Origin of the sequence: Edaphobacter paludis, assembly GCF_039993895.1 — a bacterium.
In the GTDB taxonomy this organism is placed as follows: Bacteria; Acidobacteriota; Terriglobia; order Terriglobales; family Acidobacteriaceae; genus Edaphobacter; species Edaphobacter paludis.
This window is the reverse complement of record NZ_CP121194.1, coordinates 4,015,908-4,038,441: the sequence shown is the minus strand read 5'-3', so window position 1 is coordinate 4,038,441 and position 22,534 is coordinate 4,015,908. Positions and strand designations below refer to the sequence as shown.

The 22,534-nt window shown below is 58.0% G+C and carries 22 protein-coding genes; 16 read left to right on the top strand and 6 right to left on the bottom strand.

All coding sequences use genetic code 11. The annotated features are described in order from the left end of the window. Window positions 1–517: 517 nt before the first annotated feature. The 4 genes from thrS to P4G45_RS16885 all read left to right on the top strand — a co-directional run bounded on the left by thrS (window position 518) and on the right by P4G45_RS16885 (window position 4,901). Window positions 518–2,554, top strand: a complete 2,037-nt coding sequence (gene thrS, locus P4G45_RS16900; RefSeq protein ID WP_348267643.1) for a threonine--tRNA ligase — start codon at window positions 518–520, stop codon at window positions 2,552–2,554. 95 nt (window positions 2,555–2,649) lie between these two features. After that, complete coding sequence (locus tag P4G45_RS16895) at window positions 2,650–3,132, top strand: hypothetical protein (protein ID WP_348267642.1); 483 nt, start codon at window positions 2,650–2,652, stop codon at window positions 3,130–3,132. Window positions 3,133–3,375: 243 nt separating this feature from the next. Further along, window positions 3,376–4,284 carry an NADP-dependent oxidoreductase gene (locus P4G45_RS16890; RefSeq protein ID WP_348267641.1) on the top strand — a complete coding sequence of 303 codons (909 nt, stop codon included), beginning with the start codon at window positions 3,376–3,378 and terminating at the stop codon, window positions 4,282–4,284. 65 nt (window positions 4,285–4,349) lie between these two features. Continuing rightward, window positions 4,350–4,901 carry an SRPBCC family protein gene (locus P4G45_RS16885; protein ID WP_348267640.1) on the top strand — a complete coding sequence of 184 codons (552 nt, stop codon included), beginning with the start codon at window positions 4,350–4,352 and terminating at the stop codon, window positions 4,899–4,901. Window positions 4,902–5,174: 273 nt separating this feature from the next. Here the strand turns inward: P4G45_RS16885 and P4G45_RS16880 are convergent, their stop codons facing one another. The 3 genes from P4G45_RS16880 to yidD form a co-directional block, all read right to left on the bottom strand. Further along, window positions 5,175–5,780 carry a R3H domain-containing nucleic acid-binding protein gene (locus tag P4G45_RS16880; RefSeq protein WP_348267639.1) on the bottom strand — a complete coding sequence of 202 codons (606 nt, stop codon included), beginning with the start codon at window positions 5,778–5,780 and terminating at the stop codon, window positions 5,175–5,177. A gap of 234 nt (window positions 5,781–6,014) precedes the next feature. After that, window positions 6,015–7,832: a membrane protein insertase YidC gene (yidC, locus tag P4G45_RS16875; protein ID WP_348267638.1), complete on the bottom strand. Its 1,818-nt coding sequence runs from the start codon at window positions 7,830–7,832 to the stop codon at window positions 6,015–6,017. 59 nt (window positions 7,833–7,891) lie between these two features. Continuing rightward, complete coding sequence (gene yidD / locus P4G45_RS16870) at window positions 7,892–8,182, bottom strand: membrane protein insertion efficiency factor YidD (protein WP_348267637.1); 291 nt, start codon at window positions 8,180–8,182, stop codon at window positions 7,892–7,894. A 343-nt stretch (window positions 8,183–8,525) separates the two neighbouring features. Between yidD and P4G45_RS16865 the strand changes: the two genes are divergently transcribed. The 6 genes from P4G45_RS16865 (at window position 8,526) to P4G45_RS16840 (ending at window position 14,255) form a co-directional block, all read left to right on the top strand. Then, the gene (locus P4G45_RS16865; protein ID WP_348267636.1) at window positions 8,526–8,972 is read left to right on the top strand and encodes a VOC family protein; all 447 of its coding nucleotides are present in this window, start codon (window positions 8,526–8,528) and stop codon (window positions 8,970–8,972) included. 322 nt (window positions 8,973–9,294) lie between these two features. Next, window positions 9,295–10,257 carry a DUF1080 domain-containing protein gene (locus tag P4G45_RS16860; protein WP_348267635.1) on the top strand — a complete coding sequence of 321 codons (963 nt, stop codon included), beginning with the start codon at window positions 9,295–9,297 and terminating at the stop codon, window positions 10,255–10,257. 26 nt (window positions 10,258–10,283) lie between these two features. After that, on the top strand, window positions 10,284–10,685 hold the full coding sequence (locus P4G45_RS16855) for a DUF1801 domain-containing protein (RefSeq protein ID WP_348267634.1): 402 nt from the start codon (window positions 10,284–10,286) through the stop codon (window positions 10,683–10,685). A gap of 21 nt (window positions 10,686–10,706) precedes the next feature. Beyond that, window positions 10,707–11,102 carry a VOC family protein gene (locus tag P4G45_RS16850; RefSeq protein ID WP_348267633.1) on the top strand — a complete coding sequence of 132 codons (396 nt, stop codon included), beginning with the start codon at window positions 10,707–10,709 and terminating at the stop codon, window positions 11,100–11,102. A 363-nt stretch (window positions 11,103–11,465) separates the two neighbouring features. Then, window positions 11,466–11,723 (top strand): hypothetical protein, encoded by a 258-nt coding sequence (locus P4G45_RS16845; protein ID WP_348267632.1) that lies wholly within the window; start codon window positions 11,466–11,468, stop codon window positions 11,721–11,723. Between the two features lie 1,230 nt (window positions 11,724–12,953). After that, on the top strand, window positions 12,954–14,255 hold the full coding sequence (locus tag P4G45_RS16840; protein WP_348267631.1) for a radical SAM/SPASM domain-containing protein: 1,302 nt from the start codon (window positions 12,954–12,956) through the stop codon (window positions 14,253–14,255). Window positions 14,256–14,717: 462 nt separating this feature from the next. Here the strand turns inward: P4G45_RS16840 and rnpA are convergent, their stop codons facing one another. From rnpA to rpmH, 3 genes are all read right to left on the bottom strand, one after another. Continuing rightward, window positions 14,718–15,185, bottom strand: coding sequence for a ribonuclease P protein component (gene rnpA, locus P4G45_RS16835; protein WP_348267630.1), 468 nt, complete (start codon window positions 15,183–15,185; stop codon window positions 14,718–14,720). 85 nt (window positions 15,186–15,270) lie between these two features. Beyond that, complete coding sequence (locus tag P4G45_RS16830; RefSeq protein WP_348267629.1) at window positions 15,271–15,423, bottom strand: hypothetical protein; 153 nt, start codon at window positions 15,421–15,423, stop codon at window positions 15,271–15,273. Between the two features lie 186 nt (window positions 15,424–15,609). Next, window positions 15,610–15,765 carry a 50S ribosomal protein L34 gene (gene rpmH / locus P4G45_RS16825; protein WP_089836647.1) on the bottom strand — a complete coding sequence of 52 codons (156 nt, stop codon included), beginning with the start codon at window positions 15,763–15,765 and terminating at the stop codon, window positions 15,610–15,612. Between the two features lie 229 nt (window positions 15,766–15,994). On the opposite strand from rpmH, the gene P4G45_RS16820 reads away from it, so the two are divergent. From P4G45_RS16820 to P4G45_RS16795, 6 genes are all read left to right on the top strand, one after another. Beyond that, window positions 15,995–16,723: an acyloxyacyl hydrolase gene (locus P4G45_RS16820; protein ID WP_348267628.1), complete on the top strand. Its 729-nt coding sequence runs from the start codon at window positions 15,995–15,997 to the stop codon at window positions 16,721–16,723. An 80-nt stretch (window positions 16,724–16,803) separates the two neighbouring features. After that, on the top strand, window positions 16,804–17,667 hold the full coding sequence (locus P4G45_RS16815) for an aldo/keto reductase (RefSeq protein WP_348267627.1): 864 nt from the start codon (window positions 16,804–16,806) through the stop codon (window positions 17,665–17,667). 289 nt (window positions 17,668–17,956) lie between these two features. Continuing rightward, the gene (locus P4G45_RS16810; RefSeq protein ID WP_348267626.1) at window positions 17,957–19,432 is read left to right on the top strand and encodes a folylpolyglutamate synthase/dihydrofolate synthase family protein; all 1,476 of its coding nucleotides are present in this window, start codon (window positions 17,957–17,959) and stop codon (window positions 19,430–19,432) included. Then, entirely contained in the window at window positions 19,429–20,373 is a 945-nt protein-coding gene (locus tag P4G45_RS16805; RefSeq protein ID WP_348267625.1) for a lysophospholipid acyltransferase family protein, read from the top strand. Before P4G45_RS16810 ends, P4G45_RS16805 begins: the two co-directional genes overlap by 4 nt. A 164-nt stretch (window positions 20,374–20,537) precedes the next feature. Beyond that, the gene (locus tag P4G45_RS16800; RefSeq protein ID WP_348267624.1) at window positions 20,538–21,335 is read left to right on the top strand and encodes a gamma-glutamyl-gamma-aminobutyrate hydrolase family protein; all 798 of its coding nucleotides are present in this window, start codon (window positions 20,538–20,540) and stop codon (window positions 21,333–21,335) included. 202 nt (window positions 21,336–21,537) lie between these two features. Beyond that, a complete protein-coding gene (locus P4G45_RS16795) occupies window positions 21,538–22,530 on the top strand; it encodes an aldo/keto reductase (RefSeq protein ID WP_348267623.1) in 993 nt (330 codons plus the stop codon). Window positions 22,531–22,534 lie beyond the last annotated feature (4 nt).

The following is a 22,534-nucleotide window of genomic DNA, read 5'->3' as shown; positions in this document are numbered from 1 at the left end:
TCTTAATTTCCTTTGTCTTTTCTCTGTTCCAACCCAGCTGGGCAAATGATGCAATCACGCCAAAAAAACATTAAGGGAAACACCAGTCCTTCCTGGCAAAGCAGGTGAGCGGGGAGGATTGTAGTGTTGCCGGAATTCTCTTAACCGCACCGTCAACTACCGGTTTGCGAAGAGCAGTTGTTCAACTTAAAGGCAGAGTGCGAAACAGCTGGACGTGCAGAAAAACATCTTACCAAACGGGTTCGATGGTAGCACGGAAAACAGGACGTTTTTCATGCTTCCCGCTCAAAAATGAAAGTTGCACCATTCCTTGTGAAGAACTGAAATGCGATGTCCCTTTACGGGAAAAATAGTCTCGATAAAGAGCAGAAATCTCGCTCCGCGGATGTGCCGTGTGTGGTACCACCAGTCGCCTGCTCGCTCTGGACATCGCCTGAGCGCCGTGTGCCGTTGTGCGCGAAATGCAAAGCGCAGTTGGTGCGGCGGCTGCAAAGCAAATATGCTGGTAGATACCGATATGAGCGAGCAGATCAAGATCCAGCTTCCCGATGGTTCCGTGCGCGAGGTCCCGCGCGGTACAACTCCTTACGATGTCGCGATGAGCATATCGCCCAGGCTCGCCGCCGCCGTGGTCGTGGCGCGGGTGAAGCCGCTGACGGCTGTGGCTGCCGGAACGACGGCGAGCGAAGAGGAGTCGGAGGCTTCGATGTATGGCGCTGCTGCCACAGGTGAGCGTCTGGTAGACCTGGCCGCTCCGCTGACCGAGGACGTCGCACTGGAGTTGCTGAAGGAGAGCGATGAGGCCGCGCTGAAGGTCGTGCGGCACTCCGCCGCGCACGTGATGGCAACCGCGATCCTGGAGCTCTTTCCCGAGACCAAGCTCGGCCATGGCCCCGCCACTGACGCCGGGTTCTTCTACGACGTCTACCGCGAAACTCCTTTCAGCGATGAGGATTTGGCCGCGATTGAAAAGCGTATGGCTGAAGTCGTGGCACGCGACGAGAAGTTTGTGCGTGAGGAGGAGCCACGCGACAAGGGCCTCACCGACTACCAGGCCCAGGGCGAGTTCATGAAGGTCCACTTCATCGAGAAGTTCACCGCGCCGGGCGACGAGATCTCGCTGTATCGCAACGGCAACTTCACCGACTTCTGCCGCGGCCCGCATGTGCCTTCGACCGGACGGGTGAAGGCATTCAAGGTGACCAGCGTCGCCGGAGCCTACTGGCTGGGGGACGAGAAGAACCAGCAGTTGCAGCGCATCTACGGCACAGCGTTCTTCAACACCAAAGATCTGGATGCGCACTTCAAGCGGCTCGAAGAGATCAAGGCGCGCGACCATCGCGTGCTGGGCAAGCAGCTCGACCTGTTTTCGATTCAGGAGGTCGCCGGCGCGGGCTTGATCTTCTGGCATCCCAAGGGCGGCCTGATCCGCAAGACCATGGAAGACTGGATGCGCGATGAGTGCATTCGGCGCGGCTACGAGATGGTGTACACACCGCACATCATGCGTCGCGAGCTGTGGAAGATCTCCGGCCACGAGGGCTTCTACTCGCAGAATATGTATCCGCCGATGGAACTGGACGACGCCGAGTACAGGCTGAAGCCGATGAACTGTCCGGGGCACATCCTGATCTACAAGAATTCTCCCAAGAGCTATCGCGACCTGCCGGTACGGTATGCGGAGCTGGGCAACGTCTATCGCTATGAGCGCTCGGGCACCATGCATGGCCTCTTGCGCGTGCGCGGCTTTACCCAGGACGATGCGCACATCTTCTGCATGCCTTCGCAGATCGAAGATGAGGTGATTGCGTGCATCGAGTTTGCGCAGAGCGTGCTGAAGACCTTCGGGTTTGAGGAGTTCAAGGTCGAGCTTTCGACGTGGGACCCAAACGACCGTAAGAGCTTTGTGGGATCGGACGAGAACTGGGAGCTGGCCGTCAATTCGCTGCACAACGTCCTCAACCGCAAAGGCATTCCATTCAAGACAATCCCCGGCGAGGCGGCATTCTACGGGCCGAAGATCGATATCAAGCTGGTGGATGTACTGGGCCGCATGTGGCAGTTGTCGACCGTACAGTTCGACTTCAACCTGCCCGCGCGGTTTGAGCTGGAGTACAAGGGCGAGGACGGCGAGCTGCATCAGCCCGTGATGGTGCATCGCGCTTTGTATGGAAGCGTCGAGAGATTCTTCGGCGTGCTGATCGAGCACTATGCAGGTGCGTTTCCAATGTGGCTGGCCCCGGTGCAGATTGGATTAGTGCCTATCTCGGAGAAGCACCTGGAGTATGCGAACGCAGTGAAGGCGAAGCTCGAGGCCGCAGGACTGCGCGTGGAGCTGGATGCGCGCAACGAGAAGATGAACGCCAAGATCCGCGAATTCACGCTCCAGAAGGTCCCGTTCGTCCTGGTGATGGGTGACAAGGAAGCGGCGAGCGATGCGGTAAGTGTACGAACGCGTGGCAAAGGCGATGAGGGAAGTGTGGCGTTGGAGGCTTTTGTGCAGCGGGCGGTTGACCTCGTGAAGGGACGCAGTAGCGGGTTGGAGAAGATCTAGCGCTGTCTGCACTTGCGAGGGGCAAGCTTCCATATTCTGATCGGGCCGCGCTGGTAGAAGATGTGTTCGTGAATCTGATTCTGGAGGCCTGTTGAATGTTTGTTGTCAGCGATAAGATTCATATCAATGCGCCGATCGACCGTTGCTTTCTGCTGTCGACCAGTCTGGAATTGGTGGAGCGGTCGCTGAAGATGCGACTGGAAGAGAGTGGGTCGACTAGGGCGAGCGGGTTGGTCGAGGGCGGCGACAGGTTGATGTGGCGGGGATGGGTCTTTGGTCTGCCGCAACTGCATGAAAGCCTGATCACGAAGTATGAGCGCCCCGATTTTTTTCAGGACACAATGGGACGGGGGCGGTTCAAACGCTTTCAGCACGACCACTTCTTCAGCGAGATCGGTGGCCGCACGCTCTTGAACGACAAGGTGCGTTTTTCGTTGCCGTTAGGATGGATGATGAGGCCGGTGGGCCGGACGCTGGTGGTTCCGCATGTCGCGCGATTGCTGCGCCGCCGGTTGGAGTTGCTCAAGCGCGTCGCGGAGGGCGAGGAGTGGAAGCAATATCTGAAAGGGCTCGACTGACCGCAGTTTCAGACGCACCACATTGATAAACAGGAGACCGGTCGAGAGGCACCGTCACTGCGGTTACTCCCGTAACCTGTTCCATCTACGGTCTCCCCGCCAATGCCGTGCAATCCGCTCCGGAGAGGCCTTTGGGTGCCTTGTTGCATTTTTCTGCGTCTAAATTCATGTCAGCAAGGGCGTAAGTACTCAGGCGCGCATCTCATTCTGTATGGCTCGATGAAGTTCTGGCGGAGGTATTGCATGAAGGCTGTTGTTTTGCACGAGTATGGTGGGCCTGAAAAGTTGAAGTATGAAGATGTGGACGATCCGGTTGCCGGCGACGGTGAAGTGCTGGTGAGGTTGTCAGCCACCAGCGTCAACCCGGTTGATTACAAGATGCGGAGCGGGGCTGCGAAGAGCCATTTTCCAGTGACTTTCCCTGGGATTCTGGGAAGAGACATCGCCGGTCTGGTGCGCGCGCTGGGTCCGGGTGTGAGCGGTTTCGAGGTGGGCGATAAGGTCATGGCCCTGGGCCACTCCAGCTATGCAGAGCTTGCGGTCGTAAAGGCGCAGGACGTTGCCCTGGTTCCGGAGGGATTGGACCTCGTGGAGGCTGCTGCGTTGCCGCTGGTGACTCTGACCGGCGAACAACTGGTGACGCGCGGCACGGGCATCAAGGCCGGACAGACGATTCTGGTGTCAGGCGCAGTGGGCGGCGTAGGCCGCAGCGCGGTGTGGACGGCGAAGAAGGCTGGCGCCAAGGTGATCGCTGGAGTACGCAAGAGTCAGCTCAAAGAGGCAAAGGAACTTGGCGCCGATGAGGTGATCGCTCTGGACGATCCCTCGGCGATGGAGAAGCTGGGTTTTGTCGACGCAGTTGCTGACGCTGTAGGCGGCAAGACCGCAGAGGCTCTGATGGGAAAGGTCAAGCAGGGCGGCATATTCGCCTCGGTGCTGGGTCCACCCGGAAATGCAAAGATGCACCCAACCGTCCAGGTAACGCCGATCATGGTCGTGCCCGATGCGAAGATGCTGCGCGAGCTCGCCGAGGATGTGGCGGCTAGGCGGTTGACGATTCCCATTGATCGCATGATCCCTCTGAAAGATGCCGGAGAGGGACAGGCGGCGGCGGAAAAGGGCGGCATCGGCAAGGTATTGCTGCTGGCTTAACGAGAGGGCTGGCGATTTCTTTTGCATTATTCAACTGATTCAACAAACTACGGATTGACGGGGCTATGGAAACAATTCGAGTAACGACGTGGATGGATGCGCCGATGGAACGGTGCTTCAAGTTGGCAACGAGTATCGATCTTCATCTGGCGTCGGCTGCTCAGACCCAGGAGAAGGCGATTGGCAGTGTGACCTCAGGCCTCATTACCGAGGGCCAGACAGTGCAGTGGCAGGGACGTCACTTTGGCCAGCTGCGGACACACACCAGCAAGATCGATGGCTGGCGGCCGTATAGCTACTTTCGCGAAGTCATGGTGGAGGGCTCATTTGCGCGGTTCGAGCACGAGCACCATTTCGCTGTGATGGATGATGGAACGCGAATGCGGGACGAGATCCGCTTCTCCGCTCCCCATGGTGTGCTGGGCAAATTTATGGAGAAGATGGTGCTGCGGCGTCATCTGATCAAGATGCTCAGGCAGCGCAATGTGCTGATCAAACGGGCAGCTGAGTCCGAGGAGTGGCGCAAATATCTCGAACGCACCGGCACTGTTACTGGCGGCCGTGAGGCTGGGCTGGTGAACGGATGGGACAAGAGAAGCGTCCTGCAGCGAGGCTGAATCGCCCGGATGCTCCCCGCTTCCGCGCAGAGAAACCCCGATTAAAGCGATAACGTATCAACCCAGATCAGGCAGGTCAACCCGGACCCGCCCGGATGTTTAGAGCAGCCCAGAGAAGCAAGATCCTGAAGCACCAGAGAAGCTAGCTTCTAAAAAGCACTGTCATCCTTCGCCGCAGGCGGAGGACCGCCTCTCTCTCCCGATCCATCAACTTTCGAACTCACAAAAAGGCGATGAACGCCTTTCTTGCGCTTATCCACGATCTCTGTGGGCCTAACGGCGGCGGAAGCTGTTGCGGATGGCGCGCGTACGGTCGTGGGTGCTGGGCGCCTTCGGTGCTTCAACCGGCTGTTCGCCTTCGGGATACGCGACGACGAAGCGCCGCGGTCCGTCGCTGCTGGAGGCCGTGGGCAGGCCAGCCGCGGCAAGCGCGAGATGCAGCAGGCGACGCTCACGGGAGTTCATGGGTGGGAATGCGTAGGGGCGGTGGGTGGCGCGGACGCGTTCAGCCCCGGCCTGGGCAATCAGCTCGAGCTCGCGGTTGCGCAGCGCCTTGAAGTTCTCAGCGTCGAAGGAGATGCGGTCGTGCTGGTCGGGTTCGAGGCGGAGCAGCTTCGCGGCGAGGTGCTCGATGGCGTGGAGCAGTTCGCCATTGCGCGCGGTGAGCAGCGGTGTGTCGGGCCCGATGAACTCTACCGAGATCTCGGGAGAGGGCTGCGGCGGCGCTTGCGCGGAAGTCCGCGCCTCTGTCTGGACCTGGCCGTCGCGGGTGAGAATCTTGAACTCCACTTCCAGACCGCTGGAGATAAGCAGGGTCTGGAGGAATTCTTTAATCTTTTCAGTGTTCTGTTGGGTGGGGTCTGGCTCGTTGGTTGTCATTGATTTGCGTTGGCTAGAAATATCGTCTCATGGGGGCGGCGTTGTCTCCAATTGGAGTTGCACTACCCGCCACCGAAGCACGTCATCTCGACCGCAGGCTGCGCTTTCGCCGCCTTAGTGAGAGACCCGGTATTTGTCTTTGTATGACAGGGAAACCGTCATACTCCCAACAAAACGACTCTAGTCCCGGCAGGTTTCCAGCGCGGCAAATGTTCTTGCCGCGCAAGACGCCCTTTATTGCTTGCCCTGAATAACCTTGCCTGTCCCTGTGCCTGCCTTGCGGCGGGCACGTTTGGCAGCGACTGCGCGCATCTCTTTGCCCAGGCTGGTGCGGTTCATCACCGCCTGCTGGATGATGCCGATGAAGTTACCAACCGCCCAGTAGAGGGCCAGTCCTGCACCGTAGTACCAGGTGAACCAGCCGGAGATCGCGGGCATGGTGAAGGCCATCATCTTCTGCTGGCTCGGATCGACGCCGGGAGACGGCGTGTACCACTGCACCAGGAACTGGCTGACCACCATGACGATGGGCAGGATGTGCCACGGGTCGGGCGCCTGCAGGTCGGGTATCCAGAGCCAGTGGGCGTGGCGCAGCTCGACCACGCGGGGCAGCATTCCGTAAAACGCGTAGAGCAGCGGCAGGGTGATGAGCGTCGGGATGCAGCCGCCGAACATGTTCACTCCGTTGTCCTTCTGGAGCTTCATGATCTCGGCGTTCATCTCGTTCTTCTTGGGATCGGTGGCCTTGTACTTTTTGTAGCGCTCCTTGATGGCGTTCATCTGCGGCTGGATGCGCTGCATCTTCAGGCCGTTCTGCATCGTCTTGATGCGGAAGGGCAGCATCAGGAGATTAATGAGGATGGTAAGGATGACGATGGCCCAGCCCCAGTTGGAAAATCCGTGGGATTGGATGAACTTGAGGCAGATGAAGAGCGGCTTCGCGATCACGCTGAAGAAGCCGAAGTCGACGAGCGACTCCAGGTTGGGTCCGTTGTTGGAGGCCTTGATGGCCTTGAGGACGCTCATCGCCTTGGGGCCGACGAAGACGCGCGTGAGAGTATGGCCACTGACGTCCGCGATTCCTGCGCCGAGCACAGGGACGTTGACCGGGCCCTTGGACATGCTGAAGCCGGATTTATGAATCGTCTTGCCCACGTCGATCTCGTTCTTGAGCGAGGCGAGGACGGCGGAGTCGGGCGAGTCAGGCAGGAAGACGGCGGCGAAGAATGCGTCGCTCGTGCCCGCCCAGGCGATAGGCCCGGCGGTGGTACCGTCGTTGGTGACCTTCTTCTGAGAGAGATGCGCGGTCTTGCCTTCGATGTTGGTGTCGATCTGCGCGCTGGCGTAGCCGGTCGAGTCGTCCTGGTCGCCGAAGCCGCCGGGCCACATCAGGTAGGCGCGGACGGGCTTGCCGTTTTGCGTGACCTCAACATCGGCGTGCAGAACATAGGTCTCGTCGAAGGTGAACGTCTTGGTGACAGCGAGATCACCCGCGGAGTATTTGAAGGTGAGCGAAGCAGGCGCGGCCAGATTGCCTGTGGCTGAGGGGACGTAAAGCGCGTTGGCAAGCGTGGCGGTCAGAGCCGGGTCGCTGGTGTGGAGCGAGAGCGGATAGCCATACTTCGCGGCTGCCTGCTGGTGGATGATATCGAGAGGCTTGCCGTTGTCGTCCTTGAAGGCACCGCCGGCGGGCTTCTTCTTGAGAATCCAGCTGATGACCTCGCCGCCTTTATTGGAGAAGGTGATGCGGTAGAGCTCATTCTCGATGACGGTAGTGGAGGCGGCAGTCGCCTGGACGACAGGCTGCGCGGTGGTAGCTTTGGTCCCGTTCGCGGCGGCGGGGCCGTTCGCGGCCACAGGCGGCTGCGCAGAAGAGGGCGCGGCTGCTGGCGCAGGCTCAGTCTGCGTGGCGGCGGGAGCCGCCGGTTTCGTCTTGCTCGTGTGGAAGTATTGCAGGCCGAAGAACACTGCGATCAAGACGAGCATCATGAGGAGGAACGAGTTGTTGTCTTGTCCGCCCCCCTGCTGATTGGGGTTTTTAAACTCTGCCAAGGAAATTTCCTATTCTTTGCTGAACATGAAGCGGCGGCAGCGCGGGGCTGTGCCTCGCTCTATGGTAAATGGTCTGTATGAATGGAGACGGAATTGGGGGGCTCAGGGTTTCCGCCGGGTACGGGATCAAGGCCGCCTTTGCTGAAGGGATGGCAGCGGGCAAAGCGGCGCAGCGCCATCCAGGAGCCGCGCACAGGCCCGAAACGGACCATAGCAATATAGGCATACTCCGAGCAGGTAGGCAGGTAAAGGCACTGCGACGGGCTGAAGGCATGCAGAATGGGCGAAACGACGGTCTTATAGATCCCGAAGGCAATGCGAACGGCGAGGCTGGGTGGGGCTTCGGGCATACAGAACGGCTTCTATAGCGATTTTCGCCGATTTGGGCGATTCATGGTGATAAAGCTAAGGTGAAATCGTTGAGCGGGACGAAGATGGTCGCGGGCGCAGCGCTTTAGTTGGCAGGAGTTTGGTCATGATGAAGGAATTTCTCGTTACCGATCCACCTTCATCTTGTCGCGAACGACTAAGTGTCCGAGGGGCCATTAGCTTTCCCCAAGTGTGGACAGTCAAATTCGGCTTAGCCGACGTTCGCGGCTTCACGTTGTTGCGAGGCGATGGAAATGGGGTGTCATACGACGGATTTAGGGTGTTTAATCACCGCTGGGCTCTCTATCGGAAAAGGAGTCATCTATGAACAGCGTACAAATCGAACAAAAGAGCTATGAGATGCCCCCGCAGGAGGGGATCAGCATCGCCCATTTTCTCACCGTCAGCAACATCGAGCGATCGGCTCGCTATTACGAAACGGTCTTCGGCGCTCGTATTCTGAGCCTTGGTGACGGCAACGCGCCTGCGTACCTTCAGCTCGCGAATATCTGGATGATTTTGAACCTCGGGGGCGGGCCGACACCGGACAAGCCGACGGTAACGCTCAGCGTTCCCGACCCGAATCACATCAACAGCTTTTTGAATATCCGCGTTGCCGATATTCAAGCATGCTATGAACTATGGAAAAGTCGAGGGGCACAGTTCATCACGGAGCCGCTGCCCAAATATGGCGAGATCCGCTGCTACATACGCGATCCTGATGGTTATCTTATCGAGATCGGACAGAGCACGACCCTTACATATGGTTAATGCTCGGCCCGCCTAGGGTGCGGATTTAAACACTTACGTGACTTTCAGTGGGTCTGTGGGGCGTTTCGCTTAGAGGCCTACCGGCGGACTCGTGCGAGTTAATGTCTCAATTGCCAGATCGGTCTTGACAAGTGGGCTTCTCGTGACTCATGGAGGCTGACGAGATGAGCGTTTTTCGGTGTCAATCTTCGTAGTTTGTGAAGAGCTGACTCTTCGGGACTATCGTTCTATCCACACTGAAAGAACGCCTCCCTTTTGCAGAGGCTCAAAGAGAGAATGAGAGCAGGTGACATGCCCGGTCGAAAAACTTACACTCACACGGGTGAGAATAAAGATCCTGTTTGCATCTATCCTGGCGATCGCGCTAGCCTCCACTGTCTCCGCGCAAGACACCAAAGCGTTTCTCGGCCGTTGGGACATGACGGTTACCCCCGCCACCGGCACACCGTATCCGCAATGGATGGAGCTTACGGACGACGGCGGAAAGATTGAAGGTCGCGTTCAGCCGAGGGGCGGCGCATGGCATCCGATCGCAGGCGCCCACATGGACTCGGGCAAGCTGATCGTAGATGTTGGGCAAGCGGGGCATGGTTCGGAGATCAGCTGGGAGCTCACGTCCCCCAGCGCAGATAAGCTGACCGGCGTCGAGAAGCGCGGCGACGCCGACGGCCCCACGCTCGCCGGCGTGAAGGCTCCATTGCTCGATCGGCCCATGCCCAAAAAGTGGACCAAGCCCCGATCCCTCTTCGACGGCAAAGACCTCAAAGGCTGGGTGCCGATAGAACATGTCGAGAACAACAGATGGGTAGCCCGCGATGGCGAGCTGGTAAATGACAATCCCGAAGTTCCCGGTCAAAAGATGCGTCCGGCTGCCAACATCATGACCACGGAAAAGTTCCAGGACTTCAAACTGCATATTGAAGTGAACTGCCCGGAAGGCGGTAACAGCGGCATCTATCTGCGCGGTCGCTATGAGTTGCAGGTGGGCACCGAGGGCGGCAAGATTCCGTCGCATGAGATGGGCGCAATCTATAGCTGGTATGCGCCGCCTGCGGGCGCGAAAAATGATCTTGGAAGATGGACGACCTTTGACGTCACCCTGGTCGGCAGACATGTGACGGTCTTGCGCGATGGCAAGATGTACCACGACAATGTCGAGCTTCCTGGCCCCACCGGAGGTGCTCTCGACAGCAATGAGGCCGAGCCGGGACCGTTCTATCTACAGGGCGATCATCACGGCGTCATTCAGTACCGCAACATCACGATCTCCGTTCCGAAGAAGTAACATCCGGAAGCGAAATTGGAGCGACGATGAGAACGGACTTGCTGCGTTTCGATGGTGCGGTCGAACACGATCCCGCCATCGATGCGTGGATGAAAGAGCATCGAGGTGAATTGGGAGCCATCGCGCAGGAGTGGTTTGAAAGAATGCGAAGATGCGGGGACGAAGTCCGGGAGCTCCTGCATGATGGATGCCCGGTGGCGTGTCTGGGCGACGCGCCCTTCGGCTACGTCAATGTATTCACCTCGCACGTAAACGTGGGCTTCTTTCACGGCGCAGCGCTGCCGGACCCGGCCCGCTTGCTGCGAGGCACCGGCAAGTTCATGCGCCATGTGAAGCTGAAACCGGGAACAGCCACCGACGCCGCATCGCTCAGCAGGCTCATCGAGGCGGCGTACTCGGACATAAAGGCGCGCGTAGAAAACGGCTAGCTTAGAAGAGGGAGGACCGATATGCTCGATCACATTTTCATTTCTGTAAGCGATGTAGAGCGTTCGATTTCGTTCTATACGGCAGCTTTAGCTCCCCTTGGCATCACCAAACGCGTCGACTACGACGGCAAAGACGGACCGCCCGGTCATCCAGACCTGAAAGGGTTTGGGGCCAATGGCCGCATCTTCTTTTGGCTTCGGCAGGGTTCGGCCGACAGCCGCGCCGCGCACGTCGGTTTTGTGGCGAACAGCCAGAGTGAAGTCGATGCCGCCTATGCTACCGCGATGGCGGCAGGAGCCACGGACAATGGCGCACCCGGAGCGCGGCTGTACTACGACCCGCGCTATTACGCAGCGAATGTCCTGGACCTGGACGGCTACAGCCTCGAATTCGTATATAAGAGCTGGCAGCACTAACTGATGGCGAAACGGATGCTCTATCGAACGCCTAGCCTGTGCTAACGGCCAGTTTGCATTTCGTTACTTCCGAGAACGGCGTTTCTCGGGAGTAAAGTCCGATGTAGGCTCAAGCCCTTGCTCGATGAGTGCATTGCCCTGTTCTCAAGAATTGACTCCGACCCGCCGGGATTGCTGGACAGCGTTGGGACAGTATGAAGAATCGAAGCGGTGTCTTGGCGGAGAAGGCGAGATATTGGCAGCGGTTCCGCGTTGCGGCTACAATTCGCCATGCCCGATCTCCAGCAACATCCAGAGGACTAAGACGCCCTGACGGCCGCACCCCAGAATCACAGGCTGCTCTTCGAAAATGAGACGGTTCGCGTGCTCGACACGTTTGTCCGTCCCGGCAAGACCGTCCCGTTGCACACACACCAATGGCCGAGCACGAATTACCTGCTCAGTTGGAGCGACTTCATCCGCCGCGATAGTGACCGGGCGGTGCTCCTGGACAGCCGCAGCCTCTCGCCGAAACCCGCTACCGGAAGCGCCTTCTGGGGACCGCCCCTGGCCCCGCACACGCTGGAAAACATCGGCGAGTCCGACCTTCACGTTATCACCGTAGAACTCAAATACACCTGATTCGTCACGTCTCGATCTGAGAATCTGCGCTGCAGCTGGATCGCGATGCGGATCTCGGCTAGGTTGCGCTGAATCGGGCTCTTCAATGCAAAGAACGTGCCACCAGAGGACAACGCAGCTGGCGCTTAATGCATGCCCGTGTCCGGTGCGCTAACCCGCCGTTCCGCCGGTCGAGAGCTCCGCCGACAAATGCGTTCAACTGGAACAAATACAGCTCCTTCTGGGGCAGTCCCCGTTCTGACGACCGAGCGTTACCTCGGTTGCAAGCAGAACTTGGAGAAGCCCGTGAACGACCGCTTTGGCTGCCTGCTCTCCGGAGGGATGGATTTGCGATAAACCCTGTACTCAACAACTGATAGTGGTAGTTTCCGAAAAGCCGACTTCTCGTTACTAAATCTCCTCGTTGAGCGTATTGGCGATTTATCACTCGCTGAGAAAGCGGAGCGAGTCTGCGTCGATAATCACTTGTCCGAGAGATGGTGCTCGCTCGCTGGGGCGCAAGCGAAGCTCAAAACTTCCGGTTGACAGAATTATATAAGTGATGGTACATTTCTTGCTCCGGAGGTGGCGTGTGGACGAAAATGCGGATAAAACAAGCACCAGGATATGGATCGTACCGCCGCATAGCAAGCATTATGTAATGCTTACGGGCGCCGCTGAAATCGAGAGTAGCGAGATTACACGGGTCGACAAAGTGCCTGACTTCAAATGCGAGCAAGTCGGCAAGTGTGGTGCGGTGTCGATAAATTGCGACAACCTGTTATCTCGTAGCTGTTTTTCTCTTATCAGTTGCACTGGCGTGTCGAATTGTAGTGGTTTAACCTGCAGTTCCGTTAGCAGTTGCTCTCGTCTAGTTGCACCTTAAACGGGTTATTTTCGCCTAAATTTCGCCTAAATATAGAAAGGGAGCTTATGGCTGACGATCGGAACGTATGGTTAATCATGCCCCATAACAAAACGGCGATTACCCTGGAAGGGATCGAATATCCCGACACCTCATCGTGCACTAACTTGAGAGCCGAGACCCGTGAGTTAACCGACGAGGAGACAAGCCAACTCGGCCTAGGCAACATCACTGGAGAGTTGAAACCTATATCGTGCAATATCATTGGGCCTGTGGGTTGTCATCCCGTCAAGATCTCGAGTTGTGAACCTCAACTATTGAGATGCTCAGTTGTAACATGCTCAAAACTCACTGCTAAATAGCGCTGCCTATGTTCGGAGGGTATTTTGACTGAATCAAAATACAATATATGGGTTGAGAGGCGTGGGTCATATTACGTTTACAACGGTTTGAGCGGAGCCCTGCTCTGCATCGGTTCGAACGATCGGGAGGGCTTAGAGAAATATCTTGCAGGGGATCCTAATCACGGACTCTCGGACGAGGCATTGTCCGATCTAGCCGCAGGCAGTATGGTGTTACCAGATGGCGTCGACGAACTCTCGGCGCTCGAGAGCCTCTATGCGCGGAGTCGCTCTGACACTCAGAATATGAGTTTGACCATACTCACTAGCCTCGGCTGTAATTTTGATTGTCCTTACTGCTTTGAAGCGAAACACCCTTCGATCATGAGCATGGAGGTCAGGAGTGCGGTCGTAGACCTCGTCCAAAGCAAGTTGAGTTCTATTCGCTCTTTAAGTGTGGATTGGTTCGGTGGTGAGCCGTTGGTTGGCCGGGTTGCCTTGTTCGATTTGTCGGATCGTCTGATAGCGCTTTGTGAGAAGGCGAATGTAGAATACGCCGCGAGCATCGTCACAAACGGCTACCTGCTTGATGAGCACACCTGCACTGAACTTCAGCGAGTTAAAGTCAAACATGCACAAGTGTCCTTAGATGGGCCTCCCGAGATTCATGACAGAATGCGACCTCTCAGGAATGGTGGCTCGACATTCCGAAGGATTGTGGAGAACCTGCACCGAACCATCGGAAAGTTTGAAGTAACGATTCGTATCAACGTGGATCGCGCGAACATTGCGATGGCGGAAGATCTGCTGCGAATTCTTCGTGAGGAAGGGCTCTCTGGGAAGATCGGCGTATACGTCGGTCACCTCACCGGAATAACTGATAATGCAGCCGCTCCTTCTGCTTCATACAGTCCTCGCTGCCTGAGTCGCAAGGAATTTTCGGTTGAAGAGCTGAGATTCTCGGGAATCGCCGCGAAATATGGATTTTCCAAGCTCTCGTTGCCGACGCCGAGAGGCGCACCATGTACCGCGGTTAGAAGCATCGACTTGGTCATTGGGAGCGAAGGCGAGCTTTATAAATGTTATGAGTCGGTTGGTACTTCCAGTGAAGTTATCGGAAACATTAAAGACCATTGGGACCTCAATAGTAATGTTCGTAAATGGCTCGATTACTCGCCATTTCGGAACCAAGAGTGCCGAAAGTGCATCGCTCTTCCTGTCTGCATGGGAGGTTGTCCGCATCACGCCTTCGATCTTCTTCTCTACGAAGATCGTTGTGGTACCTTTCGTCATAATCATGTGGAACGCATCACAAACTATATCGACCACTATTTGAGTTCAAAGTAGCCGTTACTGGTTGTCAGCCTCCGCGCCCACCTCAACTACTATCCAGATGCACTCGGGTATCGCGATATTTGGATCGGACGGAATATCTCATGTGCCATTCGCTGGATCCAACTTCCAGTGGATGAGGTATCTCTCTCGCTGTGCTTTAAGAGGGCAAGGGCTACTTCCAATCGCCCATTATGCCCTTTGACGACACTGTTTCCCCTGCCCACCTGGCCGAATAGTCGGCTTTCCCGACAAGTGGCCGACCGTTCAAATATTGCTAACAGGGCGATGCACTTATCGAGCAAGGAAATTTGGCCAAACTCAGAACATTAGTCCTGTGAAACGCCCTTCTCGTCAGTTGTGATCTCGATGAGCGCAAAATCGCCAATGCACTCACTGACATCGGATTGGTCACGATAAGTCGGCTTATGGGAAGTCACGCAGGTGAAAGAGTCGCCTTCGGGCGAGACGGAGTGCTTATAGCTTTTGATCGGCGGGGATCGGCGTTGAGCCTTCACCCTGTTTTTGGATCGCCTTTTGGATGGCGCGGAAGACGTTGGCTACCTCGCGGTCAAGAGCAGCGAATTCGAGGTCGATGACGCTGCGCCGCGGGTGCAGGATCACGTCGACCGGAGCGTTGAGAGCAGCCAGATTCTTGCGAACGGCCTCCCGCATGCGGCGCTTGATGCGGTTGCGATCGACCGCCTTGCCCATCACCTTACCCACAGTGAGGCCCACGCGAGGAGTATCGGCCTCAGCGTTGCGCAAGGGCCTGCCGTCCGGTCCGAGCGGCGGCCGGAGACTGAAGAAGTAGCTCATCTGCTTACTGAACTGCTTGCGGCTGGCTTTATAAACGCGCTGGTAGTCGGCGTGTTTCCGCAGCCGAAAGGTGGTGGCGGCTTTCGCTTGAATCGGTCCGCTCGCGGGTAGAGAATGGGGCTGCACTCCTTGATTCTAGACGGTGGACGCCGCTCCAGACACAGCAAAGCCCGCCGCAGTGGGCGGGCTTCGCGCTAGGGGGAGATGATTTCTATTTATTGCCGGACTGCCCGCCCTTGGATGGGGGTGGCATGCGCGTGCCCTGCTGTCCGGATTGACCGCCTTTTGTCTGCTGTCCGCTCTGAGACTGCTGACCACCCTTGGCCGGCATATCTTGGCGCGGTTGATTTTGCTGCTTATCCATGGTGTGCATCTCCTGACTACCGGCAGGCGCTCTTCTTACGCGTACGCGGAGCCGATATGCACAGTTTGGATGCCCCGATGCGCGTGGGGTTGCCCAAAAACCGCAGGAATTTTAAGCACGACAAAACTGCGCGTCTCCCGTCAAGAGGACGCGCAGTGGGTCGAAACGCAGAAACAGGTACGAAGACTAGTCGCGGAAACCGGCGCTGACGGCGATCTTGTGGCGGCCCTTGGCGCGGCGGCGGCTGAGAACGGCTGCACCTGCCTTGGTCTTCATGCGGGTGAGAAAGCCGTGGGTCTTCGCGCGGTGGCGGCGGTTGGGTTGAAAGGTACGCTTCGGCATGACAAAAAACTCCTGCGGCAGGATCGATTCCTGCTCAAACTTTTAGGCTGTTGCAACAATCTCTGAGTATACCTGATGGGACGCGTTTTTCACAGGGTTCGCCGCCGTCGGGACCCACGGAAACTCTTCTCAGCCAGATCGAAGAGAAACCGCATCTTACTTGGAACTCCTGGGTTTGCCGGGACGAGGGGTTCTTCTCCGCAGGTATCTTTCTTTGTAAGGACGAGACGTGAAGTTATCGATTCTGTTCCTGGCATGCCTGATGCAACCCGCTCTCTCAATGGGCCAGAATTCGATGGTCCTGCCCTCCAGTGCAGTTACACGGGTTTATCAACCGGCGCAACCGGCCGATTTCAACACCAACATCTACTACAGAAACAAGCTCGAGCTCTCGTTCGAAACGGGAGTGCTTCCCATCAACATTCCTTTTGTCTTCGACGTTTTTGAGGGCGACAATTACACGCAAAAGCCCCTGCACTACACTCTGGTGCCCATCTTTCCTTCGCTGCGATGGCACATGGGCTCCATTCGAGGCCCGGGGATTCTGCGCGGCAATACCGACCTGACGGCCTCCCTGTCGATCACCGCGATTCCAAGGGGCCCGGAGACGCATTATGAAGCCTTCGATCTGGGAGTGCGGCGCAATTTTGTCTACCGTAACCGGAGGACGGCCCCCTACTTTGAGTACCGAATGGGCGCAGGGTTCATCAACGCGAAGGAACCCCATGGTGTGCAGTGGGCGCAGGGACAGGACTTCACCTTTACTCTCATGCTCGGCAGCGGCGTCCGGTACAACTTCAGCCCCCGCTACAGCATGGCGTTCGGCCCCACCTACATGCATGTTTCGAACCTCTATATGTCCGAGCCGAAGTACCTCGACAATGGGATCAATGTCTGGGGCGGCATCATCGGGTTCAATATGCGGCTAGGCAGGCCCAAAGCAGAATCCGTGCAATAACTTTGCGCATCTGTATGGCGCTTCGAAAGGTCGTTTGCGCTGCGATGCACCATTCTGGATTGCCGCGCATCCAAATTCGCATGACAACTGTAAATGCAGCGGCGAGCGGGACGTTTGCGATTGGCGGCGATTTGACCGTCAACCGTCTGGGTTATGGCGCGATGCGGATAACCGGCGAGGGTATCTGGGGCGAGCCCAAAGACGTCGAGGGCGCCAAAAAGGTGCTGCGCCGCGCCGTCGAGCTTGGCGTCAACTTCATCGACACCGCCGATGCCTATGGACCTGGCGTCAGCGAGCGGCTCATCGGCGAAGCGCTGGCTCCGTATGCAAAAGGTGTCGTCATCGCCACCAAGGGAGGCTTGGTAAGGACTGGCCCCAACAAGTGGGAGCCCGTGGGACGGCCCGCCTATCTGCGGCAGGAAGTAGAGTTAAGCCTGCGCCATCTGAAGGTCGAGAGAATCGATCTCTGGCAACTGCACCGCATCGATCCGCAGACCCCGGTAGAGGATTCGCTGGGTGAGATTGCGAAGCTCCAGAAGGAAGGCAAGATCCGGCACGTTGGCCTCAGCGAGGTGAAGCCGCACGAGATTGAGCAGGCGCAGAAGGTCGTCAAAATCGTCAGCGTGCAGAACCAATACAACATCGGTGACCGCAAACACGAGGATGTTCTGGAATATTGCGAGAAGCATGGCCTCGCGTTCATTCCATGGTTCCCCGTGGCCGCGGGTAAGCTGGCGCAGCCGGGCGGCAAGCTCGACGCCGCGGCGAAGAAGAATGGAGCAACCGTATCGCAGTTGTCGCTGGCCTGGCTACTGCACCGCTCGCCGGTGATGCTGCCGATTCCGGGGACGTCTTCGGTCCAGCATCTGGAAGAGAATGTTGCCGCCGCCAACGTAAAGCTGAGCGATGCAGAATGGGCGGAGATTGAGGCGGCAGCCAGGTAGCGCTTCGCAAGTCCTTCACGGGCGCTAAACACTCCAGTTTTGTTTAAGGGCGGAAATAGCTGGCTTTGCTTAAGGGCACGGCTTCAGCCGTGCCGCAAGTCCTTCCTGGCAATGGAGCTTTAGCCCCTGAGGTACGGCCTTTCATTGCACAGCGATTTTTTCCGTAGTCTGTTGACCCTTGCCAGAAGTGCTTCATTGGCCTCTGCTTTTAGCTGCCTAGGGAAGGTAAATCTGTTGCGATGAATATAAAGAGGTGTTGGGCGTCCTCGTCATCGCCTAAAATACCCGCATGTCTTACATCTCTGCGGTCGATCACCTGTACGCCCTCGGCCATGAACTTGCGCCTACGCTGTCGCCCACCGCGACCCCAACTCCGCGCCGCAAGTTTGATCTCGCCCACATGCGAGCCCTCATGGCCGCCCTCGGCGATCCGCAGAAGAGCTTTCCTTCCGTCCTCATCGCCGGAACCAACGGCAAAGGCTCCACCGCTGCCACGCTCAGCAGCATTCTTACCACCGCCGGCTACCGCACCGCCCTCTACACCTCGCCGCACCTCATTCGCGTCAACGAGCGCATCCAGATCGACGGCACCGAGATCCCCGACGAAGACTTCGCCCGCCTCTACTTCCAGGTCGATGACGCCGCCAACCGCCTCGTCGCCGCAGGCACCCTGCCACACCACCCCAGCTTCTTCGAAGTCCTCACCGCCCTCGCCTTCGTTTATTACGCGGAGCAGAAGATCGACATCGCCGTCCTCGAAGTAGGTCTCGGAGGCCGCCTCGACGCTACCAACATCGTCGACCCTCTCCTCTCCATCATCACCGACATCGCCCTCGACCATCAGGACTACCTCGGCAACACCATCGCCGAGATCACACGCGAAAAGGCCGGCATCCTCCGACCCAACGGCATTCTCATCACCCTGCCCCAGCATCCCGAGGCCAACCAGGCCATAGGCGAAGCCGCCGCCACCCTCAACCTTACCGCCATCAGCGCGGCCCCTTATATCCCCCCGACGCCACAAAACCGGGTGTCTCATCTTAGCGACAGTTCTACCGTCGCTGAGGTGGGTGAAAGCGCCAGCGAACCACTCCCCCACAACCACTACACCCTGACCCTCGACAACCAACCTCTCGAGATCAACTCTCCCCTCCACGGCCAACACCAGCAACGCAACATCGCTTTGGCAATCGCCGCCGCAATCGCATTACGCAACCAAGTAAGTTACAAATCACCCACTACAAGTAACCAAAATGGTTACAACATCACCAACGCCGCGATTGAAGCAGGAATTCGCAACACCCGCTGGCCCGGCCGCCTCGAACTTCTCGGCGGAACCCCACCCATCCTGCTCGACGTGGCCCACAACCCCGCCGGAGCCTGGTCTCTCCGCGCTGCCATCGCACAACTCCCTTCGAACCAGCCGCGCACTCTCATCTTCAGCTGCCTCCGCGACAAATCCCTCAAAGAGATGACCCAGATTCTCTTCCCTCTCTTCGATTCCACCAGCGGCGAACCCGAGCGCATTCACGATCACATCCTGCTCGCCCCCATCGACAATCCCCGCGCCTCCAGCGTCGAAGATCTCCTCGCTGCTGCCCACGCCCTCGATATCCCCGCCCACGCCGCCCCGCACATGGCCGCTGCTCTCGCCCAGGCCCGGGCCGTCACACCGGCCAACGGCCTCATCATCGCCACCGGCTCCGTCTACCTCGTAGGCGAAATCCGTCACCTCGCCCTCCACCCCGAGGCCAACCCCGCATGACGACTGAAGATCCGCGCAACAGCATAAACAGCCCAAGCGCAGAAGACACCCGAAGCAGTCAGGATTCTCGTCATCTCGACCGAAGCGAAGAAAATGACGGCATCGGCGAAAACGGGAGCGAAGCGGAGTGGAGAGACCCCTGTATTTCGCCTGAGTCTGCTCCCACGCCCGAAGAAGTCCAATCCGCGCCCACCCGCGAAGATCAGCGCCCGTCCTCACGAATCTTCCCCTGGCTGACCTACCTCCTGCTGTTGCCTTTAGTAGCCCTGGCCACCATCGCCTTCGGCTGCGTCTCACTCATCGCTGGCCTGTGGGACAAGTCCGGCCGCCAGCAGCATGCCATCGCCCACGTCTGGGCCCGCGTCCTCCTGCTCATCAGCCTCTCCCCCGTCACCCTTATCGGCGCCGAAAAACTTCACGAGCACGAGACCGCCGTCTACGCCTCCAATCACCTCAGCTACTTCGACACCCCGGTCCTCTTCGCAAAGCTTCCCTTCCAGTTCCGGATCCTGGCCAAGCAAGCTCTCTGGAAGGTCCCGTTCATCGGCTGGTATCTCCACCGCTCCGGTCAGGTGCCGGTCGATCAATCCGGAGTGCGCAGCGCCATCGCCAGCCTAAACCGCGGTGTAGCCACCCTTAAGGCCGGTCTTCCCCTGGTCCTCTTTCCCGAAGGAGGCCGCGCCGCCAGCGGGCAAACCCAGCCCTTTGTCTCGGGTGCTGCCTACATGGCCATCAAGGCGCAGCTTCCACTGATTCCGCTTACCTTGGTGGGCACCTACGAGCTCCTTCCCATTCACACCTATCACCTTCGTCCCCGCCCGCTGGCTATCATCGTAGGTGACCCCATCCCTACTGCCGGGCTCACCACCCGCGACGCAGACGCTCTTACCCAGCGCCTCCGCGAAGTCATTACCACCACGTATATGCAACACCACAGATAGAGGTGGCCCCACAAGCTGCACCTTCTAGAACCGGAGCTACGGAGCCCCAGCGAGCTTACTATTTGGAGTGCGATTGCATCGTAGTGGAATTATTCGTGTATTTCTTCGCGCTTTCGCACTGGCGGTGCAAATCCAGGTCCACCGCCGTATCATTCAGATAAGTCATGAAGCCCCGCATCGCCATACCGCTCCCCACCAGTACAGACGCCGAATACAACCGGATCGCGTGGCCCGTCTATGCCACTGCCATCGAAAAATCGGGTGGCCACCCCGTCGAAATTCCTCTCGATATCTCCCCCAGGCAGACCGCCGACCTTATCAATACCTGTCAGGCCGTCCTCCTTCCCGGGAGTCCCGCCGACCTCAATCCGCACAAGTACGGCCACGAGCCTGTCGCCGAGTGCAAGCCCTCCGACGCTGCCCGCGAAAATGTAGATGAACTGCTCATTCAGGATGCGCACAATCTCTACAAGCCCATCTTCGCCATCTGTTTTGGCACCCAATCGCTCAACGTCTGGCGCGGAGGAACCCTCGTCCAACACCTCGCCCCGATGCCCGTGAACCATCCTGCGGGACGCAGCGTAGCCGTCGCCCACACTGCCGCCATCGCTCCCGATTCCCTGCTTGCCGCCATCATTCCTGCCGAAGAGGCGCCCGAGCAGGAGGGCTTCCTTCGTCTCCCCGTCAATTCAAGCCACCATCAGGCCATCGGCATTCCGGGCGACGGTCTCCGTATCTCCGCCCGCTGCCCGCAGGACGCAGTGATCGAAGCCGTAGAAGGCGGCCAAGCCACTGCCGGGCCCAGTACGGACGCCATTCACTTCGTCCTGGGCGTGCAGTGGCATCCTGAACGCAGTTACGACACCAGCGCTGCGTCCCGCGCTCTCTTCCACCGCTTCATCGCCGAAGCCACCGCCTGGACCCCCCGGGCGATCCACGCCTCTATTCCGAAACCTCATTAATGTTCCACGTGGAACAATTGAAGACCCGAGTTGACCACGGATTGCGCGGATAAGAACGGATCAAAGCCGCGTTCCACGGCGAATGTTCCACGTGGAACATTCACATCCTCCTAAACTCACGTCATCTCGACCGGAGCTGCGGAGTGGAGAGACCCTGTATTTCGTCTTCGTCGTTCCCCGCTTATCTAACGTCTAACTCTTCATGGAAAAGGTAAAGTTAGGTTCACAAGGCGCAGTCGTCTCCCGTATGGGACTCGGTTGCATGGGAATGAGCGACTTCTATGGCCAGCGCAACGACGAGGAGTCCTCCGCGACCATCCTGCGTGCGCTCGATCTCGGTATCAACTTCCTCGATACCGCCGACATGTACGGCATCGGCGACAACGAAGAGCTTATCGGAAAGACCATCAAGAACCGCCGCGATGAGGTCTTTCTCGCGACCAAGTTTGCCAACATCCGCAAGAAGGAAGATCCCTCTTTTTCCGGCCTCTCCGGCAAACCGGAGTATGTCCACGCGGCCTGTGACGCTTCGCTCAAGCGCCTGGGGATCGACCACATCGACCTCTACTATCAGCACCGCGTCGATCCCAACACTCCCATCGAAGATACAGTAGGAGCGATGGCGGAACTGGTAAAGTTAGGCAAAGTAAGGTACTTAGGGCTGTCTGAGGCATCTCCCGCGACCATTCGCCGGGCGCATAAGGTTCATCCCATCACCGCTCTCCAGACCGAGTACTCGCTCTGGGAGCGCCATGTTGAAGCTGAAATCCTGCCCACTGTCCGCGAACTTGGCATCGGTTTCGTGCCCTATAGCCCGTTGGGCCGCGGCTTCCTTACCGGAACCATCACCAAGCCGTCCGATCTTGGCGACCAGGACGCCCGCACCCTGCGTATGCCTCGCTTCGCGCCCGGTTCGCTCGACAAGAACCTCCTTCTCGTGGACCGCGTGCGTGCTATTGCCGAACGCCGAGGTGTAAAGCCCGGACAGCTGGCGTTAGCCTGGGTACTGGCCAAGGGCGAGGACGTGATCCCAATACCGGGCACCAAGCGCCGCAAGTATCTGGAAGAGAATGCCGCTGCGGTAGATATCCATTTGACTGCCGCCGAGGTGGCAGAACTCGAAGCGGCCATCCCACAGGCAGAGATCGTCGGAGACCGGTATAACGCCGGGGCCCTGAAGGCCATCGACCGTTAGGATT